Here is an 18,246-nt window from a genome sequence, read left to right as displayed (position 1 = left end):
CCGTACAGAGGTCGACGGGGCCTCGCGACCGGGCAGGAACAGCAACGGGGACAGCACCAGAAGGGGACGTACGACTATGAAGGGCACTGTGGGAGAGCTGGGGGAGTTCGGGCTCATCAGGGAGCTCACGTCCCGGCTCACCACCACCCCGGCGGTCCGGGTCGGCCCCGGCGACGACGCCGCCGTGGTCGCCGCGCCCGACCGCAGGGTCGTGGCGAGCACCGACATCCTCCTGGAGGGGCGGCACTTCCGCCGTGACTGGTCCACCGCGTACGACGTGGGCCGCAAGGCAGCCGCCCAGAACCTCGCGGACATCGCCGCCATGGGCGCCGTACCGACCGCGCTGCTGCTCGGCCTGGTCGTCCCCGCCGAACTCCCGGTCACCTGGCCCGTCGAACTGATGGACGGCCTGCGGGACGAGGCCCAGGTCGCGGGCGCCGCCGTGGTCGGCGGTGATGTCGTACGAGGGGACACGATCGTCGTCTCGATCACCGCACTCGGCGATCTGCGCAACCACGAGCCGGTCATCCGGGGCGGCGCGCGGCCCGGTGACGTCGTCGCCGTGACGGGCTGGCTGGGCTGGTCGGCCGCCGGGCACGCGGTGCTCTCGCGCGGCTTCCGCTCGCCGCGCGCCTTCGTCGAGGCCCACCGCCGCCCCGAACCGCCGTACCACGCGGGCCCGGCGGCGGCCGGCCTCGGCGCGACCGCGATGTGCGACGTGAGCGACGGGCTGATCGCCGACCTCGGACACATCGCGGAGGCCAGCAAGGTCCGTATCGACATCCGGTCGGGCGCGATCGACATCCCCACCCAGATGAACGACATCGGGCAGGCCGTCGGCGTCGACCCCATGCAGTGGGTGCTCACCGGGGGCGAGGACCACGCGATCGTGGCGACCTTCCCGCCGGACGTGAAGCTGCCCGCCCGCTGGAAGGTGATCGGTGAGGTCCTCAACCCGTCGGCGCTGCCCCAGGTGACGGTCGACGGGGCCCCGTGGACCAGCAAGGGCGGTTGGGACCACTTCGCGGACATCGAGTCGTGACCGCGCTCCCACGGGTCCTCACGGTCGCGGGCTCCGACTCCGGCGGCGGTGCCGGAATCCAGGCCGACCTGAAGACGATGCTGGCGCTCGGGGTGCACGGCATGAGCGTGCTCACGGCGGTCACGGCACAGAACTCCCTCGGCGTACAGGGAGCTTGGGAGCTGCCGGTGGAGGCGGTGCGGGCCCAGTACCGCAGCGTCGTCGACGACATCGGTGTCCAGGCGGTGAAGACCGGGATGCTCGCCTCTGCCGAACTGGTCGAGGCGGTCGCCGAGTTGATCGCGGGGACCGATGTGCCGACGGTCGTCGACCCGGTGGGCGTCTCCAAGCACGGAGACCCGCTGCTGGCCGCCTCCGCACTGGACTCCGTCCGCACGAAACTGCTGCCGCTGGCGACCGTGGCGACACCGAACCTCGACGAGGTGGCCCAGCTCACAGGCGTACGGGTCGAATCGGAGGGACAGTTGCGCGAGGCCGCGGCTGCCGTGCTGGCGTACGGGCCGCAGTGGGCGCTGATCAAGGGCGGGCATCTGCCGGGCGAAGCCGTGGACCTGCTCACGGACGGGACCGAGGAGCACTGGCTGCGCGCCCCGCGCCACGACAACCGGCATACGCACGGCACGGGCTGCACGCTGGCATCGGCGATCGCGTCGGGGCTGGCGAAGGGCGAGGCGGTGCAGGCGGCGGTGGCGGCGGCGAAGGAGTACGTCACCGGGGCGATCGCGGCCGGGTTCGCGCTGGGGGGCGGGATCGGGCCGGTGGATCACGGGTGGCGGCTGCGCGGGTGAACGGCGCCCGGTGTGCGGGTACGGCAAAAAGCCGGCCCACCGAGGTGGACCGGCTCTGTGCAGCGAACCAGCAGTGGCCGCGCGCTAGCTGAGCGTCAGCGCGAGACCTTGCCGGCCTTGATGCACGAGGTGCAAGCGTTCACGCGCTTCGGCGTCCCACTGACCACGGTACGTACGCGCTGGATGTTCGGGTTCCAGCGACGGGGTGTACGGCGGTGCGAGTGGGAGATGCTGTTGCCGAAGCCCGGCCCCTTGCCGCAGACGTCGCAGTTGGCAGCCACGGGTCACTCCAAAGACTTCAGATGCTCTTACGGGTTGATCCCGGCATGCCGGGATCAGGATCGTAGGATCTGAGTGGCGCTGCCGGGGGAAGGCCCGATGTGGAAGACCATCTTGGATGGTCGTCTCGATCGGGCAACCGGAGCAGCATACAACGACTGCGCCAGTACAACGAAACTACCATGGCTGATCAGGGCCCCGCTCCCAGCCCAGGGCCACCCGGCATTCACCCGGGGTCTACGCTGCGTGCCACGTCCAGCAGCTCAGGGAGGCGCAGGTGCCGCAGGTGCCGCAGACATTCTTCGATGCTCTCGCGGTGCGCACCTGGTGCGGACTCGCGCTGGCCGCGGTGGGCAGGGCGCGCGAGGAGATCGACGCGATCAATGTCTACCCGGTGGCCGACGGGGACACCGGCACCAACCTGTACCTGACCCTGGAGTCGGCGTACGCCGCCGTGGAGGCGGCCTTCGCCGGGCACGAGACAGGATCGGGTCCGGGTGGATCCGCCGGGGCTCCGACGCTGGCCGACGCGGCCCGGGCGATGGCTCACGGCGCCCTGATAGGGGCGCGCGGCAACTCCGGCACGATCCTGGCGCAGCTGCTGCGCGGCATGGCCCAGGTGCTGGCCGCCGAGGCGGACAGCGAGAACGCTCACATCGACGGCCCTGGCCTGTGCCTGGCCCTGCGGCACGCCGCAGACGCCGCCCGGCAGGCGGTGGCCCACCCGGTCGAGGGCACGGTTCTCACGGTCGCCTCGGCCGCCGCAGACGCCGCGACGGAAGCGGAGGGCGACTGCGGGACGGTGGCCAGAGCCGCGTACGAGGGTGCCTCGGCCGCGTTGGCCGCCACCCCGGACCAACTGGCCGTCCTGGGGCGCGCGGGCGTCGTCGACGCGGGCGGGCGGGGGCTGGTGGCGGTGCTCGGGGCACTGGTGGAGACGTTCCGGGGGGAGGCGCCGGTGGCCGCGGTGGCTTCACGCGTGCGCGTGACGGCTCGGGCCGACACCCTTGGGGCTCCGGACACCGACGGGGCGGCCGAGTGCGCGGACGCCGCCCCCGGTCCCGCCTTCGAGGTCATCTACCTCCTGGAGGCCGAGGACGCGGCCGTCGCGCGGCTGCGGGAACGGCTCGACCCGCTCGGGGACTCCCTCGTCGTGGTGGGGGGCGACGGACTGTGGAACGTGCACGTCCACGTCGACGACGCCGGCGCCGCCGTGGAGGCGGGCGTCGAGGCGGGGCGGCCGTACCGGATCCGGATCACGCACTTCGGGGTCGGCGACGTCCACACCGGCGGCGCCGGACGGCCGCCCCGGGAGCGGGCGCAGCGGGCCGTCGTGGCCGTTGTGCCGGGGGAGGGGCTGGCAGGGCTGTACGGCGAGGCCGGCGCCACCACAGTGATCGCGCGACCCGGGGAGCCACCCGCGAGCGGGGAGCTCGTCGAGGCCGTACGGCGGGCCCACGCGCGCGAGGTCGTGCTGCTGCCCAACGACGCCGACCTGCGCCACACCGCCGCAGCGGCGGCGGAACAGGCCCGCACCGAGGGCATCCGCGTCGCCCTGATCCCGACCCGCTCGGCGGTCCAGGGCATCGCCGCGCTCGCCGTGCACGAACCGGAACGCCGGTTCGACGAGGACGTCGTCGCGATGACCTCGGCGGCCGGCGCGACCCGTTACGCCGAACTCGCCGTCGCGGAACGCCAGTCCTGGACCATGGCCGGCATCTGCCAGACCGGTGACGTCCTCGGCCTCATCGACGGTGACGTCGCCGTGATCGGCTCGGACGTCACGGCCACCGCGGAGGCTGTCATCGACCGCATGCTCCAGGCGGGCGGTGAGATGGTCACCCTCGTCCTCGGCGACGAGGCCCCCGAGGCCATCGCCGGCCACCTGGAGGCCCGGGTCCGAGAGGGCTACCTGGCCGTCGACACCGTGGTCTACCGGGGCGGACGGCAGGGGGCGCTGCTGCTCATCGGGGTGGAGTGAGGAGGGTGCGCGCAGGAGGGTTCTCGCCCCCGCCGCCCCTACCCGTCCCATCCCGTTCCCGGGGGCTGCGCCCTCAGACCCCTGTTACGGCCCTGAACGGGCCTTGTCCTCGAACGCCGGACGGGCTGAAAGGTGCCGGGCGGCGCTGGAGGTTGCGCCTGGGTTGTCGGGGCGGCGGGGGAGCAAGGGTCGGGTCCTCGGGTGCCGGGCGGGCTGAAGACCTGTAGGAGCGGGCCGGGTTGTGCCGGTCTGTCCTCAAGCGCCGTGCCGGCTGGAGGAAACGCGGCCAGAAGCCCTCGCCCTACCCGGCCTCCTGCTCCATGAGCTGCAGCATCTGTTCCGCCTCGGCCCGCCGGGCCCGTACCGTCTCGGCCTCCTCCTCGCCGGAGTCCTCGTGGGGCTCGCAGCCCTTGTACGCGATCAGCACCCCGCGCGCGCGTGCCGCCGCCTCCGCCGGGCGGCTCAGGTCCGCCTCCAGCCAGCCTGCCGCCAGTTCGGCGCCGGTGCGGCCGTGCAGGCCCTCCTCGCCGAGGGAGGAGAACACCGCGATCGCCTTCGTCATCTGCGCCAGCGCCTCCTCGAACGCGGCCTCGATCGCGCCGTCCTCGGCGTCCTCGGCGGCGGAGCGGGCCAGCAGGTCGCCGAACTGGCGGTGGGTGTGGGCGAGTTCGGCGCCGAGCCGCTGACGGGACTCCAGGTCGTCCGCCTCGGACAGAGCCCGCGCGCACTCGCGGACCGCGTCCGTCATCCGCTGCCGGGCCCCGTCGAGGCCGGCCTCCGTACGCAGCGCGAGCCACGCGCGGGCGCGCAGGGCACGCACCAAACCGTGCACATTGCCGAGCGAGTGCCACAGGTCGCCGGCGCGCTCGTAGGCCTGGTCCGCCTCGGCGGGCAGCCCGGCCCGGCCGAGGGACTCGGCGGCGAGATGGGCGAGGGTCGCGTGGTCCTGCTGCTCGGGCCAGTGCCGGGCGATCTCCGCGGCCTTCAGCCGGCGTTCGGCGGACTCACGGTGCTCGCCCAGCTCGTCCAGACAGTCGCCCAGCCACCACAACGTCTGGACGACCGCTCCGTCGCCGTGCGTCTCGGCGCCGAGGTCGGGCAGCGCCGACTCCAGCACCTCGGCCGCCTCCGCCCACCGGCCCTGCCGCAGCAGGAAACCGCCGAGCAGATGCCGGGCCCAGGCGCCCAGGGTCGGGCCCTCGCCCGCCTCGTCGGCCCAGTGCGCGGCCTCCAGGGCGTGATCGGCGGCCTCGGTGATCTCGTCGCGCGCCCCCAGGATCTCGGCGAGCTGGAGGTTCAGCTGGGCATGGCCCGCCGCCTCCAGAAACGCCCCGCCGTGCTCCAGGGCCCCGCGCAGCGCCCGCTCGGCCCCGGCGATGTCGCCGAGATGGTGGGCGAGTCCGGCCAGCCGGGCCTCGTACTCCACCGCGAACCACGGCAGCCCCGCCGCGACGAACGCCTCCGTGGCCCGGGTGAACAGTTCCGCGGCCCCCGCGAGGTCGCCGGCGCGCGTCGCCAGTTCACCGAGCATGGCCTGTGCCTCCGCGCCGCGTGAGGCGAGCCGCACATCGTCCCCGGCGTGCCCGTCGACGAGCGCCAGCAGCTCCCGTACGGCGTTCTCTCCTGCGGCCAGGGCCTGGTCGGTGCCGGTCTCCTCGACCTGACGCATGAGGATGCGGGCGCGTCCCATCAGGACGGCCGCCGCCTGCCGTACACCGGTGCTCTCGTCGGAGTAGAGGGCGAGGACCTCCTCGTACGGTTCGGAAACGGCCGTCAGAGCCGCGTCGACGTCGCCCTCCAGGGCGCGTGCGTACGCGGCGCGGGCGAGGGCGGCCAGGGCCTCGCCGGGGTCTCCCGCCTCGGCGTACAGCTCCGCGGCCCGCTCGAAGAGCGCGATGCCCTCAGGACCGCCCTCCATCGCCCTGTGGTCGACGATCTCCGCCCGGTCGGCCGCCGGTACCTCAACGCCCTCGGCGGCCCGCGAGACGGCCGCCCACGCCTCCATCGCGTCCGGGAGCAGCGCGTTAGACATCCGGCGCGCCTCGGCGAGCAGCGCGGACAGGTCGTCCGGTGCTGCGGCCTGCGGCTCGGCGGACCCCGCCGGCTGCGCCACGGGCGCCCTGCGCGGCGCGGGGATGCCCCTCGCCGCCCGGACGCCCAGCGGCAGCCGGTCCACCAGCGGCGCCTGGTCCATGCGCACGCGGACGCCGTCGCCTACGTACGACGTGCCGTTGCGCAGATCGAAGCGCGCGGCCAGGGAGAGGGCCTCCTCGCGCGCGTGGGCGGCGAGTTCGCGGGCGGTCCAGGCACGCCCGGCCGGTCCGGGCACCGACTGGGTGTCCATCCCCATGCCGGTCAGCCGGTCCATGAGAAGGGTCACGGCGGCCAGGAAGTCCATCTGGCTGCGCGGCTGCCCGGAGTCCGTGAAGTACGCGGGGCGCTCCGCGAGCAGTTCCAGGCCGCGCGCCTCGTTGCCGGTCAGCGCGCAGAACTCGACGTGGTCCGCGTAAGCGCCCCGCATGCTCTCCATGGGCCGCACCAGCCGGAAACCCCGCAGGTGATGCGCCCGCGCCTCGTCCGTACGGCCCAGCCGCAGCAGCGGACCCAGGGACGACGCCAGGACGGTGTGCGGTTCGTGGGCGCACGTGAACTCGCCCTCCAGGACCGGCCGCCACAGGTCGAGCGCCTCGGCGTCCGCGCCCCGCTCCGCCTGCCACCAGCCCTGGCTGTGCAGTTCGCAGGCATGGCAGTCGGCCATGCTGTCGCGGTCGGCGGCCAGCCAGACGGCGTACGCCCGTTCAGCCCGACCCAGGTCGCCGACATGCGCCGCCACGCTGAACTCGGCGCCGCGCACGGCCCGTTCGGAGTGCCCGGCGAGCCGATAGCGGTGTTCCATCTCGCCGAGCCACTTCTCGATGGAGGCCAGCGGGATGTGCGGCTGGTCCAGCATGCCCGTCGTCATCCACTTGAAGACCCAGTGCAGCGTGTGGACCTCGTACTCGTCGAAGTCCTCGGGCCGTTCGTCCCACATGCGCAGCAGACGCGCGAAGGGGACGAACATCCGGTCCTTCTCGGAGCTGTAGTTGTAGGCCTTCAGCTGGTGCCCGAGCGCCTCGATCACGGCGAGCGGGATGCTCAGCTTCTCGGCCTCGGCGAGCAGCTGCTCCGCGCGCGCGTTGCGGGCCGGTCCCTCGGGCTGCTCCGAGTTCAGCGCCATGGCCTCGCGGAGGGCGTCGAAGTCCTTGATCTCGCTCATCGCCTGCCGTCCTCCGTGGGCTCCGTGGGATCGCTGTGGGTGGCCCACTCCAGGAGGCCGATGAACGCACGGTTCAGCAGCGCGGAGTCCGCGGGGCGCAGCGGGCGCTGCGCCATGAGCAGGGCCTGCCCGTACAGGGACTCCGTGGCGGTGCCGGTCAGTTCCGGGTCGTCCAGCGAACTGATCCTCCGGATCAGCGGGTTGAGATGGTTGAGCACCAGCCGCGCGCGCGGGGCGCTGCCCCGCAGCGAGCCGAGGATGCCGGCCCACAGGTCGTCGGCCTGCTCCTCGGCCTCCGCGCGCGCCTGCTCGTGCCGGGCCGCCCGGTCGTCCAGGTGCAGAGCGGGCACGGACAGCGGGTGGAAGGCGCGCAGGACGACATCGCACCCGAGGGGGTCGAGTTTGGCGCGCGCCGCCGCCAGGAAGGCCGACAGGGCCAGTTCCACGGCCGGGTCGACCGTGTCCAGGTGGGCGGTCACGGTGTCGGCGTCCAGCTCGGCTACTACGGTTCCCGGGCGCACCGACGGCAGCGCCTCGATCAGCTCGCTGTCGTACGTGTAGCCGCCGTTGACGACGCCGACGCCCTGCGCGGACGCGATCGGCGCGACCTGCCGGTACTCCTCGACGCTCCGGGTGAAGTGCACCACCGGGTGCCGCTGTGCGAACTCCTCCAGGGACAACTGCCCGTCGGTCGTCTCGAAGGGGAGCCACGGCAGCATCGTGCGCAGCATCTCCTTGTCGTGTCTGGCCAGGGACTTCACACCCAGGTGGTGCACCGACAGGAACGCGGCCAGCCGCTCCGGCTCACCGGCCGCGAGCCCGGTGAGCCACGAGCGAATCCTTTCGCCCAGCGCCTCCCGTACGGCGGCCAGCGTCTCGTCCTCGTACAGCGACTCGCGTGAGGCGGTCGGCCGGAGACTGTCGGTGTCGAGCACGCACCGCACGAAGAACGCCCAGTCGGGCAACAGCTGTTCGGCCCGCTCGGTGAGCAGCATGCCCTTCAGATGGACACGATGACTCGCGCGCTGCGCCGGACTCACGGAGGACGGCAGAACGTACGCCACCCCGCGGATCCCGGCGAGCGGCACGTCCAGGTCGATCGAGTCCAGAGGCGTGAACCCGAACAGGTCGTGACAGTGCCGCTGAAGGGCCACCCTCCGGGTGGCGGGCGACGGGTACGGGCGGTTCCAGGGCGCGGGCAGATCGGTGACCGCCTCGTCGCCCACCCGCACGTCGTACGGCAGCAGCGACCCGAAGTCCCGCGCCAGCGCCAGCACCCGCTCCTCGGTGAGCCACTCGCCGGCCCCGGGCCGCGCCACCAGGTGCACGGTGGTGCCCGGTTCGGGCCGGGCCGCGTCGGGCAGCGTACGCACGGTGTACGAACCGTCGTCCGCGGCCGTCCACTCCACGGGCGGCGCGGCCGGCGTACGGGCACTGCGGCTGACGACCCTGATCCGCTCGGCCACGACGAAGCAGGCGAGCAGCCCGATGCCGAACTGGCCGAGGAACTCCGAACGCGCCTCCTGGATGCCGCCGGGGTCCGCCCGCTTGGAGCTGCGGCCGATCGTTGCCAGCAGGGTGTGCACGTCCGCCTCGGTGAGGCCGACCCCGGAGTCCTCGACCCGCAGGGTGCCGCCCTCCGCGTACAGCCGCACGCGCGCCGGGGCGTCGGGCTGCTCGGCGCGACGGGCGGTGACCGCGTCCACGGCGTTCTGCAGGAGCTCGCGCAGATAGACCCTGGGGCTGGAGTAGAGGTGATGGGAGAGCAGGTCCACGAGGCCGCGCAGGTCGACCTGGAACGTATGCGGTGACTGGGATGCCTGTGAGGTCTGGGAGTCCATCGTCGCAGCGCCGGAGGGGGGACCAGGTTCTGGCGACGGCGCGGGGTCGGGCGGTCCCGGTGAGGCGGTGACCGCGGGGGATGGCCGGGCGCGCCATCCTAGGCCCGGAACGAGCCGTCTGACCAGCGGATTCCCAGTACATATACGGCAATGTCAGTGGCGTGGTGTGCAATGGATCTCGTGCCCGCACTGGAAGAACCACTGAAACAACCACTGAAGTCAGTGCTCGGCCCCGCCACCGCGAAGGTGATGGCCGAGCACCTCGGCCTGCACACCGTCGGCGACCTCCTGCACCACTATCCGCGCAGGTACGAGGAGCGGGGCCAGCTCACCCACCTGGCCGACCTCCCCATGGACGAGCACGTGACGGTGGTCGCCCAGGTGGCCGATGCCCGCCTGCACACCTTCGCCTCCTCGAAGGCCCCCCGGGGCAAGGGCCAGCGTCTGGAAGTCACCATCACGGACGGCAGCGGCCGGCTCCGACTGGTCTTCTTCGGCGCCGGAGTCCACAAACCCCACAAGGAACTCCTCCCCGGCACCCGCGCACTGTTCGCGGGCAAGGTGTCGGTCTTCAACCGCCGCCTCCAACTGGCTCATCCGGCGTACGAGTTGCTGCGCGGCGACACCGACGAGGCGGCGGAGACGGTCGGCTCCTGGGCGGGCGCCCTGATCCCGATGTACCCGGCCACCGCGAAGCTGGAGTCCTGGAAGATCGCCAAGGCGGTGCAGACGGTCCTGCCCAGTGCCCAGGAGGCCGTCGACCCGCTGCCGCCCTCCCTCCGGGAGGGCAGGGGTCTGGCCACCCTCCCCGAGTCCCTCCTGAAGATCCACCGCCCGCACACCAGGGCGGACATCGACGACGCGCGCACCCGCCTCAAGTGGGACGAGGCGTTCGTCCTCCAGATCGCCCTGGCCCGCCGCCGCCACGCCGACGCCCAACTCCCGGCGGTCCCCCGCAGACCGTCCCCGGACGGCCTCCTCACCGCCTTCGACGCGAAACTCCCCTTCACCCTCACGGAGGGCCAGCAGAAGGTCTCCAAGGAGATCTTCGACGACCTCGCGACGGAACACCCGATGCACCGACTGCTGCAAGGGGAGGTGGGATCGGGCAAGGCTCAGCCCCTCGACTCGCTCGTGCTCACACCCGCTGGTTTCCGTCGTATGGGGGACTTGAGAGCGGGGGACGAAGCTGTCGTGCCGGACGGGGAGATTGCCCTGATCGACGGCGTCTTTCCGCAAGGAGAGCGCGATGTCTGGCGCCTGGTCCTTTCCGACGGAAGTTCTGTGGAGTGCGACGACGAACATCTCTGGATCGTCGGTACGAGTGGTGGATGGCACCGTGGCCAGGCTCCCGAGGTCATGACGACTCGCGAGATCCGGCTGGACACCTCCAAGGCCGACGCATCGCCGAAGTGGTACCTCCCAGCAGCCGCCCCGGTTGATCTCGGGGGCGACTCCGGTCCGCCTCTCGATCCGTACCTGTTCGGTCTGCTGCTGGGAGGCGGCTCGTTTCGGCACAACCTCCGTCTGTCCACGATCGACGCGGAGATCCGTGATGCGGCGGCGGCGGCAGTGCCCCCCGAATGCCAACTGGTCCCGGTGAAGGGATCCCGCTGCGACTACACGATCCAGCCGACCGGCCGTACGGGCGGAATGCGCAATCCAGTGATCCAGGCATTGCGGGACCTGAGCCTTCGGGGCGTGACATCGCGTGCCAAATTCGTTCCCGACGCGTTCAAGAACACGTCGATCAAAAACCGTCTCGCTGTGCTCCAAGGGCTCATGGACACCGATGGCACCGTCCACACGGGCGGCCTCAGCGCCTCGTTCGGCTCGGCCTCGCGACGGCTCGCCGAGGACGTCGCCTGGCTGGTGCGCTCGCTGGGAGGCAGGGCGCGGATCCTGCCGAAGAGGGCGGTGTTCAACGTCTCTGTGTCGCTGCCCGACCTGTACGCCCCGTTCCGGCTGACACGCAAGGTCGAAGGAGTGGGTCCCCGCCCGGAATACGACACGTTCCGACGGGGGATCCGAGCGGTGGAGTACGTGGGACGCAAGCCGGTCCAATGCATCAGCGTTGCCCACCCGAGCCGGGCCTACGTCACCGACAACTTCACGGTCACCCACAACACCATGGTTGCCCTCCGCGCCATGCTCGCCGTGGTCGACGCGGGCGGACAGGCCGCGATGCTCGCGCCCACCGAAGTGCTCGCCCAGCAGCATCACCGGTCGGTCACCGAGATGATGGGGGAGCTGGCCGAGGGCGGGATGCTGGGCGGGGCCGAGCAGGCCACCAAGGTCACGCTGCTCACCGGCTCCATGGGAACGGCCGCGCGGCGGCAGGCGCTGCTCGATCTCGTCACCGGCGAGGCCGGGATCGTGATCGGCACGCATGCGCTCATCGAGGACAAGGTGCAGTTCCACGACCTCGGGCTTGTGGTCGTGGACGAGCAGCACCGGTTCGGCGTCGAGCAGCGCGACGCCCTGCGGGGCAAGGGCAAACAGCCCCCGCACCTTCTCGTCATGACGGCCACGCCCATCCCGCGCACGGTCGCCATGACCGTCTTCGGCGACCTGGAGACGTCCGTCCTGGACCAGCTCCCGGCCGGCCGCTCGCCGATCGCCAGCCATGTCGTCCCGGCTGCCGACAAACCCCACTTCCTGGCGCGCGCGTGGGAGCGCGTGCGCGAAGAGGTGGGCAACGGACACCAGGCGTACGTGGTCTGCCCCCGTATCGGCGACGAGGAGGAGGACCCGAAGAAGGCCGGGAAGAAGAAGTCTCCCGAGGACGAGGCCGAGAAGCGCCCGCCGCTCGCCGTCGTGGAGGTCGCCGAACAACTCACCCGGGGCCCACTCCAGGGTCTGAAGGTCGAGATCCTGCACGGCCGTATGCCGCCCGACGACAAGGACGCGGTCATGCGCCGCTTCGCCGCCGGGGAAACCGACGTCCTGGTGGCCACCACGGTCATCGAGGTCGGCGTCAACGTGCCCAACGCGACCGCGATGGTGATCATGGACGCCGACCGCTTCGGCGTCTCCCAGCTCCACCAGCTCCGGGGCCGCGTCGGCCGTGGCTCGGCCGCTGGTCTCTGCCTCCTGGTCAGCGAGATGCCCGAGGCGAGCGCCGCCCGCCAGCGCCTCAACTCGGTCGCCTCCACCCTCGACGGCTTCGAGCTGTCCCGCATCGACCTCGAACAACGCCGTGAGGGCGACGTCCTGGGCCAGGCCCAGTCCGGCGTCCGTACCTCCCTGCGGATGCTCACCGTCATCGACGACGAGGAGATCATCGCGGAGGCGAGGGAGGAGGCGGCGGCGGTCGTCGCGGCGGACCCGGATCTGAGGAATCTCCCGGGCCTGCGTACAGCGCTGGACGCGTTGTTGGACGAGGAGAGGGAGCAGTACTTGGACAAGGGGTGAGAAGGACGGGCCCTGGAGGGGCGCGGCGAACTGCGCGACAGGCACAGCCTGCCCGCGGCGGCCAACCACACACAGCACCCCCCACCCCCGCCTGCCAGACTGAATCCACCACCATCCTCACGACCAAGGACCCCAGATGACCCGCGTGATCGCCGGCACAGCCGGCGGACGCCGCCTGGCCGTCCCGCCGGGAACAGGCACCCGCCCCACCTCCGACCGCGCCCGGGAGGGCCTCTTCTCCACCTGGCAGGCCCTTCTTGGCGGCCCCCTGGACGGCGAGCGAGTCCTCGACCTCTACGCAGGCTCGGGCGCCGTCGGCCTGGAGGCACTCAGCCGCGGTGCCGCGCACACCCTGCTCGTGGAGGCCGACGCCCGCGCCGCCCGCATCATCCGCGAGAACGTGAAGGTGCTCGGGCTGCCCGGCGCCGAAGTCAGGGCCGGCAAGGCGGAACAGGTTGTCCAGACGGCGGTCGTACAGCCGTACGACATCGCCTTCCTCGACCCGCCCTACGCCGTTTCGGACGACGATCTTCGGGAGATTCTGCTCACACTCCGGGCCGGGGGCTGGCTCGCGGCCGAAGCCCTCGTCACCGTGGAGCGCAGCACCAGAGGCGGTGAGTTCCGGTGGCCGGACGGCTTCGAAGCGCTCCGGTCCCGTCGCTACGGCGAGGGAACGTTTTGGTACGGTCGCGCCGCCTCAACGTGCGAAGACGCACGATGACCGGACCGGAGAGCGAGGGATCACTAGTGCGCCGCGCCGTCTGTCCCGGGTCGTTCGACCCGATCACCAACGGACACCTCGACATCATTTCCCGCGCCTCCCGTCTCTACGACGAGGTCTATGTCGCGGTCATGATCAACAAATCCAAGAAGGGCCTCTTCGAGGTCGACGAACGGATCGACCTGATCCGCCAGGTCACCGCCGAGTTCGGAAACGTGCGGATCGAGTCCTTCCACGGCCTCCTCGTCGACTTCTGCAAGCAGCGGGAGATCCCGGCCATCGTCAAGGGTCTGCGCGCCGTGAGCGACTTCGACTACGAACTCCAGATGGCCCAGATGAACAACGGGTTGTCGGGCGTCGAGACGCTCTTCGTACCGACCAATCCCACCTACAGCTTCCTCTCCTCCTCGCTCGTCAAGGAGGTCGCCGCCTGGGGCGGGGACGTCTCCCACCTCGTACCGCCACTCGTCCTGGAAGCCCTGAGCGAGCGCCTCAAGAAGGACTGACAAACCGTGACTCCGTGTCGGGCGGGCGACAGGAGTCGTACAGTCGACCCGTCCGTCTTCATCACAGCTGTAGAGAGTGGCGAGCACACGGTGGACGTGCAGAAGAAGCTCGACGAGATCGTCTCCTCGGTCTCCAGTGCCCGGTCGATGCCCATGTCGGCCTCGTGCGTGGTCAACCGCGCCGAACTGCTCGCGATGCTGGAAGAGGTGCGCGCGGCCCTGCCCGGCTCCCTCGCACAGGCGCAGGAGCTGATCGGCGACCGCGAACAGATGGTCGAGCAGGCCCGCCAGGAGGCCGACCGGATCATCCGGACCGCGCACGAGGAGCGCGGCTCCCTGATCTCCGACACGGAGGTCGCCCGCCGCTCCCAGAGCGAGGCCGACCGCATCCTCGCCGAGGCCCGCAAGGAGGCCGAGGACGTCCGCGCAGAGGCCGACGACTACGTCGACTCCAAGCTCGCCAACTTCGAGGTCGTCCTCACCAAGACCCTCGGCTCGGTCGGCCGCGGCCGCGAGAAGCTGCTCGGCACCGGCCCCGGCCTCGACGACCAGGGGTACGAGGACGAGGACGCCCCCGAGCGCAGCCACGACCCCGAGACCCTGCGCCTCAACGCCGACAAATACGTCGACGTGAAGCTCGGCGCCTTCGAGGCCGTCCTCGCCAAGACCCTGGAGGCGGTCGGCCGCGGCCGGCAGACCCTGCACGGCCGCATCGCCAGCGACGACCTCGGCGCGCTGGGCCAGGACGACGACGGCACCCCGAGGCAGCACACCAGTGACGCCGACTACCTGGCCGACCTCGCCGCCTCCCCGGACACCCTCGGCGAACAGCCCCGGGCGGCGGAGATCCCGGCCCAGCAGCAGTACGGCCAGCAGGACCAGTACGGCTACCAGCAGCCCGCCGACCCGTACGGCGGCTACCAGCAGGCGTACGCCCAGCAGCAGGACGCGTACGGCTACCAGTCGGCCGACCCCTACGCCTACCAGGGGTACGACGGTCAGCAGGCCGCCTACGACCCCGCACAGGTTCAGCAGGGCTACGTCCAGCCGGAACAGCAGCAGCCGCAGGCCCTCGACGAGACCAGTCTCTTCGACACCGGCATGATCAGTGCCGAGCAGTTGCGCGCCTACGAACAGGGGCGCGGCGGGCAGTGAGCCGCTGCTACGGGGACCGGATTGGGCCGTGGGCGGAAGGTCCAGTATCCTGGCTCTTCGGTCGCATGTACCTCTGCGATCACCGCTGCCCGGAAGACGAGTAGCTGAGCATCGAAGATCGAAAGCAGGAATGGCCCTGAACGCCCGCCTCGACCACCGCAACCCTCTTGTGTTCGACACACACGAGCTGGGGCGGCGTCCTGGCGCGCTGCAGCGCCTGACCCGTGAGATCGACGCTCCCAAGGATCTCGGGATCCAGGGTGTCATCGGAGTGCCGGAAGGCGCGCCGGTGGAGCTCGAACTCCGCCTGGAGTCGGTCATGGAAGGTGTGCTTGTCACAGGCACCGCCCGTGCACGGGCCAAGGGGGAGTGCGTAAGGTGTCTGGAGCCGCTTGAGCAGCAGCTCGAAGCGGACTTCCAGGAGATGTTCTCGTACCCTGACGCCGACGACCGGGGCCGTGTGAAAGCGGAGCCGGCCGACGACGCCGAGGAAGACGAGGACATGCTCTTCATCGAGGACGGCTTGTTCGACCTCGAACCCGTGCTGCGTGATGCGGTGGTGCTCGCACTTCCGATGCAGCCGGTGTGCCAGGACGACTGCCCCGGCCTGTGCTCCGAGTGCGGAGCCCGGCTGGCGGACGACCCGGCCCACCACCACGATGCCGTCGATATCCGTTGGGCGGCACTGCAGGGACTCGCCGGTTCACTCGAACCCGGCGAGAAGGACGAGATCAGCGGCGCCGACGCGGAAGCGGGCGTCGACGAGAAGCAGGAGAAGTAGCCGTGGCTGTTCCGAAGCGGAAGATGTCGCGCAGCAACACGCGCCACCGCCGGTCGCAGTGGAAGGCTGCGGTCCCCACCCTGGTTGCGTGCGAGCGCTGCCACGAGCCCAAGCTGCAGCACATCGCGTGCCCGTCTTGCGGCACTTACAACAAGCGCCAGGTCCTCGAGGTCTGAGCGGCTGGTGAGAGGCTCAATGTCTGACGCCCAGGCGGACTCGACCGCCAAGAAAAAGGCGGACACGGCCTCGTCCCACACGCTTCTGGAAGGGCGGCTCGGCTACCAGCTCGAGTCCGCCCTTCTGGTGCGAGCACTGACCCACCGTTCGTACGCGTACGAGAACGGCGGTCTGCCCACCAACGAGCGGCTGGAGTTCCTCGGGGACTCCGTGCTCGGTCTGGTGGTCACGGACACGCTGTACCGCACCCACCCCGACCTCCCAGAAGGCCAGTTGGCCAAGCTGCGGGCCGCGGTGGTCAACTCTCGTGCGCTCGCGGAGGTGGGCCGAGGGCTCGAACTCGGCTCCTTCATCCGGCTCGGCCGGGGTGAAGAGGGCACGGGCGGGCGGGACAAGGCGTCCATCCTCGCCGACACCCTTGAAGCGGTGATCGGCGCTGTCTATCTCGACCAGGGTCTCGACGCGGCGGGCGAACTCGTCCACCGTCTTTTCGACCCGCTGATCGAGAAATCCTCGAACCTCGGTGCCGGCCTGGACTGGAAGACCAGTCTCCAGGAACTCACCGCGACCGAAGGACTCGGTGTGCCCGAGTACCTGGTCACGGAGACCGGCCCGGACCACGAGAAGACCTTCACCGCTGCCGCCCGCGTCGGAGGCGTCTCGTACGGCACCGGCACCGGCCGCAGCAAGAAGGAGGCGGAGCAGCAGGCCGCGGAGTCGGCCTGGCGTTCCATCCGCGAGGCAGCGGATGAGCGTGCGAAAGCAGCTGCCGCGGAAGCTGTGGCTGAGGCCGCAGCCGAGGCTGCGGTGCCTGTCGAGGATGACGTGGAGGCGTCCTCCTCCACGTCTGCCTGAGTTTGCGTGCACCAGCGCCGTCCCTGGCGGGACGGCGCTGGTGTTCTTCTGCTGTTTCTGGCCGCGGGTTCGTTGTGGCTTGTCGCGCGGTTCCCCGCGCTCCTATGGGGGCGCGTTTTTGCTGGGGGAGTTCCATGCCTGAGTTGCCCGAAGTCGAAGTTGTCCGCCGGGGACTGGCCCGGTGGGTGGCCCGGCGCACCGTCGCTGACGCCGAGGTGCTGCATCCTCGGGCCGTGCGGCGGCATGTCGCCGGGGCCGATGACTTCGCGCATCGGCTCAAAGGGCATCGCATCGGTACGCCCAGTCGGCGTGGGAAGTATCTCTGGCTGCCGTTGGAGGACACCGGCCAGTCGGTGCTGGCGCATCTCGGGATGAGTGGTCAGCTTCTGGTGCAGCCGCACGAGGCCACCGACGAGAAGCATCTGCGTATTCGCGTCCGGTTCGCCGACGACCTCTCCACCGAGCTGCGCTTCGTCGACCAGCGCACCTTCGGCGGCCTGTCGTTGCACGACAACACCGCAGACGGGCTGCCCGACGTCATCGCCCACATCGCGCGCGACCCCCTCGACCCGCTCTTCGACGACGAGGCCTTTCACCAGGCGCTGCGCCGGAAGCGTACGACCATCAAACGGGCCCTGCTCGACCAGTCGTTGATCAGCGGCGTCGGCAACATCTACGCGGACGAGGCCCTTTGGCGCTCCCGCGTTCACTACGAACGTCCGACCGCGGGCTTCACCCGGCCGCGCACGGCCGAACTGCTGGGCCACGTCCGGGACGTGATGAACGCCGCGCTGGCCGTGGGCGGCACGAGCTTCGACAGTCTGTACGTCAACGTCAACGGCGAATCGGGGTACTTCGACCGTTCGCTCGACGCATATGGACGCGAGGGGCTGCCCTGCAAACGCTGCGGGACGCCGATGCGCCGCCTGCCCTGGATGAACCGGTCCAGCTACTTCTGTCCGAAGTGCCAGCGGACGCCGCGCCTTTCGCCCTGACTTCTACGGCCTTCGCATCTCGTCGTACTTCTCGCGTGCTTCCAGTACGGAGTCCATGCGGCCCTCCACGAAGTGGATGAGCGCCAGGAGACGTTCGGCGACCTCGCGGCCCAGGGCGGTCAGTTCGTAGTCCACGCGCGGCGGGTTCGTCGGCTGGGCCTCGCGGTGCACCAGGCCGTCGCGCTCCAGGGCCTGGAGCGTCTGGGAGAGCATCTTCTCACTCACGCCGTCGACGCGACGGCGCAGCTCGTTGAAGCGGAGCGAGCCCTCCTGCAGGGCGCCGAGGGTGAGTGCGCCCCAGCGGCCCGTGACGTGCTCCAGCGTGCCGCGCGACGGGCAGGCCCTGGCGAACACGTCGTAGGGGAGGTACTGCTCCTCCGTGGTGTTCATCATGCCTCCAGCGTACGCGAGCGCAGCGCTGGCCTGAAGATTGCGCTAACTGGTAGTTAGTGCAA

General features: G+C 70.9%; 15 protein-coding genes. 11 read left to right on the top strand and 4 right to left on the bottom strand.

Annotated elements, in window-relative coordinates; translation table 11 throughout:
* Positions 1 to 76: 76 nt before the first annotated feature.
* On the top strand, positions 77 to 1,042 hold the full coding sequence (locus tag RB628_RS03935) for a thiamine-phosphate kinase (RefSeq protein WP_318318834.1): 966 nt from the start codon (positions 77 to 79) through the stop codon (positions 1,040 to 1,042).
* Positions 1,039 to 1,830: a bifunctional hydroxymethylpyrimidine kinase/phosphomethylpyrimidine kinase gene (gene thiD / locus RB628_RS03930; RefSeq protein WP_318318833.1), complete on the top strand. Its 792-nt coding sequence runs from the start codon at positions 1,039 to 1,041 to the stop codon at positions 1,828 to 1,830. The genes RB628_RS03935 and thiD overlap by 4 nt, the downstream gene beginning before the upstream one ends.
* 95 nt (positions 1,831 to 1,925) lie before the next feature.
* On the opposite strand, the gene rpmB is transcribed toward thiD, so the two are convergent.
* Positions 1,926 to 2,111 carry a 50S ribosomal protein L28 gene (rpmB, locus tag RB628_RS03925; RefSeq protein ID WP_006376789.1) on the bottom strand — a complete coding sequence of 62 codons (186 nt, stop codon included), beginning with the start codon at positions 2,109 to 2,111 and terminating at the stop codon, positions 1,926 to 1,928.
* 275 nt (positions 2,112 to 2,386) lie between these two features.
* Between rpmB and RB628_RS03920 the strand changes: the two genes are divergently transcribed.
* A complete protein-coding gene (locus tag RB628_RS03920; RefSeq protein ID WP_318318832.1) occupies positions 2,387 to 4,090 on the top strand; it encodes a DAK2 domain-containing protein in 1,704 nt (567 codons plus the stop codon).
* 301 nt (positions 4,091 to 4,391) lie between these two features.
* Here RB628_RS03920 and RB628_RS03915 read toward each other — a convergent pair whose 3' ends face one another.
* Both RB628_RS03915 and RB628_RS03910 read right to left on the bottom strand, forming a co-directional pair.
* Entirely contained in the window at positions 4,392 to 7,346 is a 2,955-nt protein-coding gene (locus RB628_RS03915; RefSeq protein ID WP_318318831.1) for a tetratricopeptide repeat protein, read from the bottom strand.
* Positions 7,343 to 9,187 (bottom strand): HSP90 family protein, encoded by a 1,845-nt coding sequence (locus RB628_RS03910; protein ID WP_318318830.1) that lies wholly within the window; start codon positions 9,185 to 9,187, stop codon positions 7,343 to 7,345. Before RB628_RS03910 ends, RB628_RS03915 begins: the two co-directional genes overlap by 4 nt.
* Before the next feature lie 171 nt (positions 9,188 to 9,358).
* Here RB628_RS03910 and RB628_RS03905 point away from each other — a divergent pair, with 171 nt between their 5' ends.
* From RB628_RS03905 to mutM, 8 genes are all read left to right on the top strand, one after another.
* A complete protein-coding gene (locus RB628_RS03905) occupies positions 9,359 to 12,601 on the top strand; it encodes a helicase-related protein (protein WP_318318829.1) in 3,243 nt (1,080 codons plus the stop codon).
* Positions 12,602 to 12,704: 103 nt separating this feature from the next.
* Positions 12,705 to 13,322, top strand: a complete 618-nt coding sequence (gene rsmD, locus RB628_RS03900; RefSeq protein WP_318318863.1) for a 16S rRNA (guanine(966)-N(2))-methyltransferase RsmD — start codon at positions 12,705 to 12,707, stop codon at positions 13,320 to 13,322.
* A gap of 26 nt (positions 13,323 to 13,348) precedes the next feature.
* Positions 13,349 to 13,828: a pantetheine-phosphate adenylyltransferase gene (gene coaD, locus RB628_RS03895; protein ID WP_318318862.1), complete on the top strand. Its 480-nt coding sequence runs from the start codon at positions 13,349 to 13,351 to the stop codon at positions 13,826 to 13,828.
* 90 nt (positions 13,829 to 13,918) lie between these two features.
* Positions 13,919 to 14,983 (top strand): ATP synthase F0 subunit B, encoded by a 1,065-nt coding sequence (locus RB628_RS03890; RefSeq protein WP_318318828.1) that lies wholly within the window; start codon positions 13,919 to 13,921, stop codon positions 14,981 to 14,983.
* Positions 14,984 to 15,113: 130 nt separating this feature from the next.
* Positions 15,114 to 15,764: a DUF177 domain-containing protein gene (locus tag RB628_RS03885; protein WP_318318827.1), complete on the top strand. Its 651-nt coding sequence runs from the start codon at positions 15,114 to 15,116 to the stop codon at positions 15,762 to 15,764.
* Between the two features lie 2 nt (positions 15,765 to 15,766).
* Complete coding sequence (gene rpmF / locus RB628_RS03880) at positions 15,767 to 15,940, top strand: 50S ribosomal protein L32 (RefSeq protein WP_007493396.1); 174 nt, start codon at positions 15,767 to 15,769, stop codon at positions 15,938 to 15,940.
* Between the two features lie 19 nt (positions 15,941 to 15,959).
* Complete coding sequence (gene rnc / locus RB628_RS03875; protein ID WP_412180589.1) at positions 15,960 to 16,796, top strand: ribonuclease III; 837 nt, start codon at positions 15,960 to 15,962, stop codon at positions 16,794 to 16,796.
* Between the two features lie 134 nt (positions 16,797 to 16,930).
* Positions 16,931 to 17,791 carry a bifunctional DNA-formamidopyrimidine glycosylase/DNA-(apurinic or apyrimidinic site) lyase gene (gene mutM / locus RB628_RS03870; RefSeq protein WP_318318825.1) on the top strand — a complete coding sequence of 287 codons (861 nt, stop codon included), beginning with the start codon at positions 16,931 to 16,933 and terminating at the stop codon, positions 17,789 to 17,791.
* 3 nt (positions 17,792 to 17,794) lie between these two features.
* On the opposite strand, the gene RB628_RS03865 is transcribed toward mutM, so the two are convergent.
* Positions 17,795 to 18,184, bottom strand: a complete 390-nt coding sequence (locus tag RB628_RS03865) for a winged helix-turn-helix transcriptional regulator (protein WP_412180588.1) — start codon at positions 18,182 to 18,184, stop codon at positions 17,795 to 17,797.
* Positions 18,185 to 18,246: the final 62 nt, after the last annotated feature.

Source organism: Streptomyces sp. ADMS (assembly GCF_033441795.1).
Lineage (GTDB): Bacteria > Actinomycetota > Actinomycetes > Streptomycetales > Streptomycetaceae > Streptomyces.
This window is presented reverse-complemented; position numbering and strand designations above follow the sequence as displayed.

What these genes read in the sequence shown, in the direction of transcription:
- RB628_RS03935 (WP_318318834.1), top strand. Translation starts at nt 77, where the DNA reads ATGAAGGGCACTGTGGGAGAGCTGGGGGAGTTCGGGCTCATCAGGGAG.
- RB628_RS03915 (WP_318318831.1), bottom strand. Translation starts at nt 7,346, where the DNA reads ATGAGCGAGATCAAGGACTTCGACGCCCTCCGCGAGGCCATGGCGCTG.
- RB628_RS03910 (WP_318318830.1), bottom strand. Translation starts at nt 9,187, where the DNA reads ATGGACTCCCAGACCTCACAGGCATCCCAGTCACCGCATACGTTCCAG.
- RB628_RS03905 (WP_318318829.1), top strand. Translation starts at nt 9,359, where the DNA reads ATGGATCTCGTGCCCGCACTGGAAGAACCACTGAAACAACCACTGAAG.
- RB628_RS03885 (WP_318318827.1), top strand. Translation starts at nt 15,114, where the DNA reads ATGGCCCTGAACGCCCGCCTCGACCACCGCAACCCTCTTGTGTTCGAC.
- rnc (WP_412180589.1), top strand. Translation starts at nt 15,960, where the DNA reads ATGTCTGACGCCCAGGCGGACTCGACCGCCAAGAAAAAGGCGGACACG.
- mutM (WP_318318825.1), top strand. Translation starts at nt 16,931, where the DNA reads ATGCCTGAGTTGCCCGAAGTCGAAGTTGTCCGCCGGGGACTGGCCCGG.
- RB628_RS03865 (WP_412180588.1), bottom strand. Translation starts at nt 18,184, where the DNA reads ATGATGAACACCACGGAGGAGCAGTACCTCCCCTACGACGTGTTCGCC.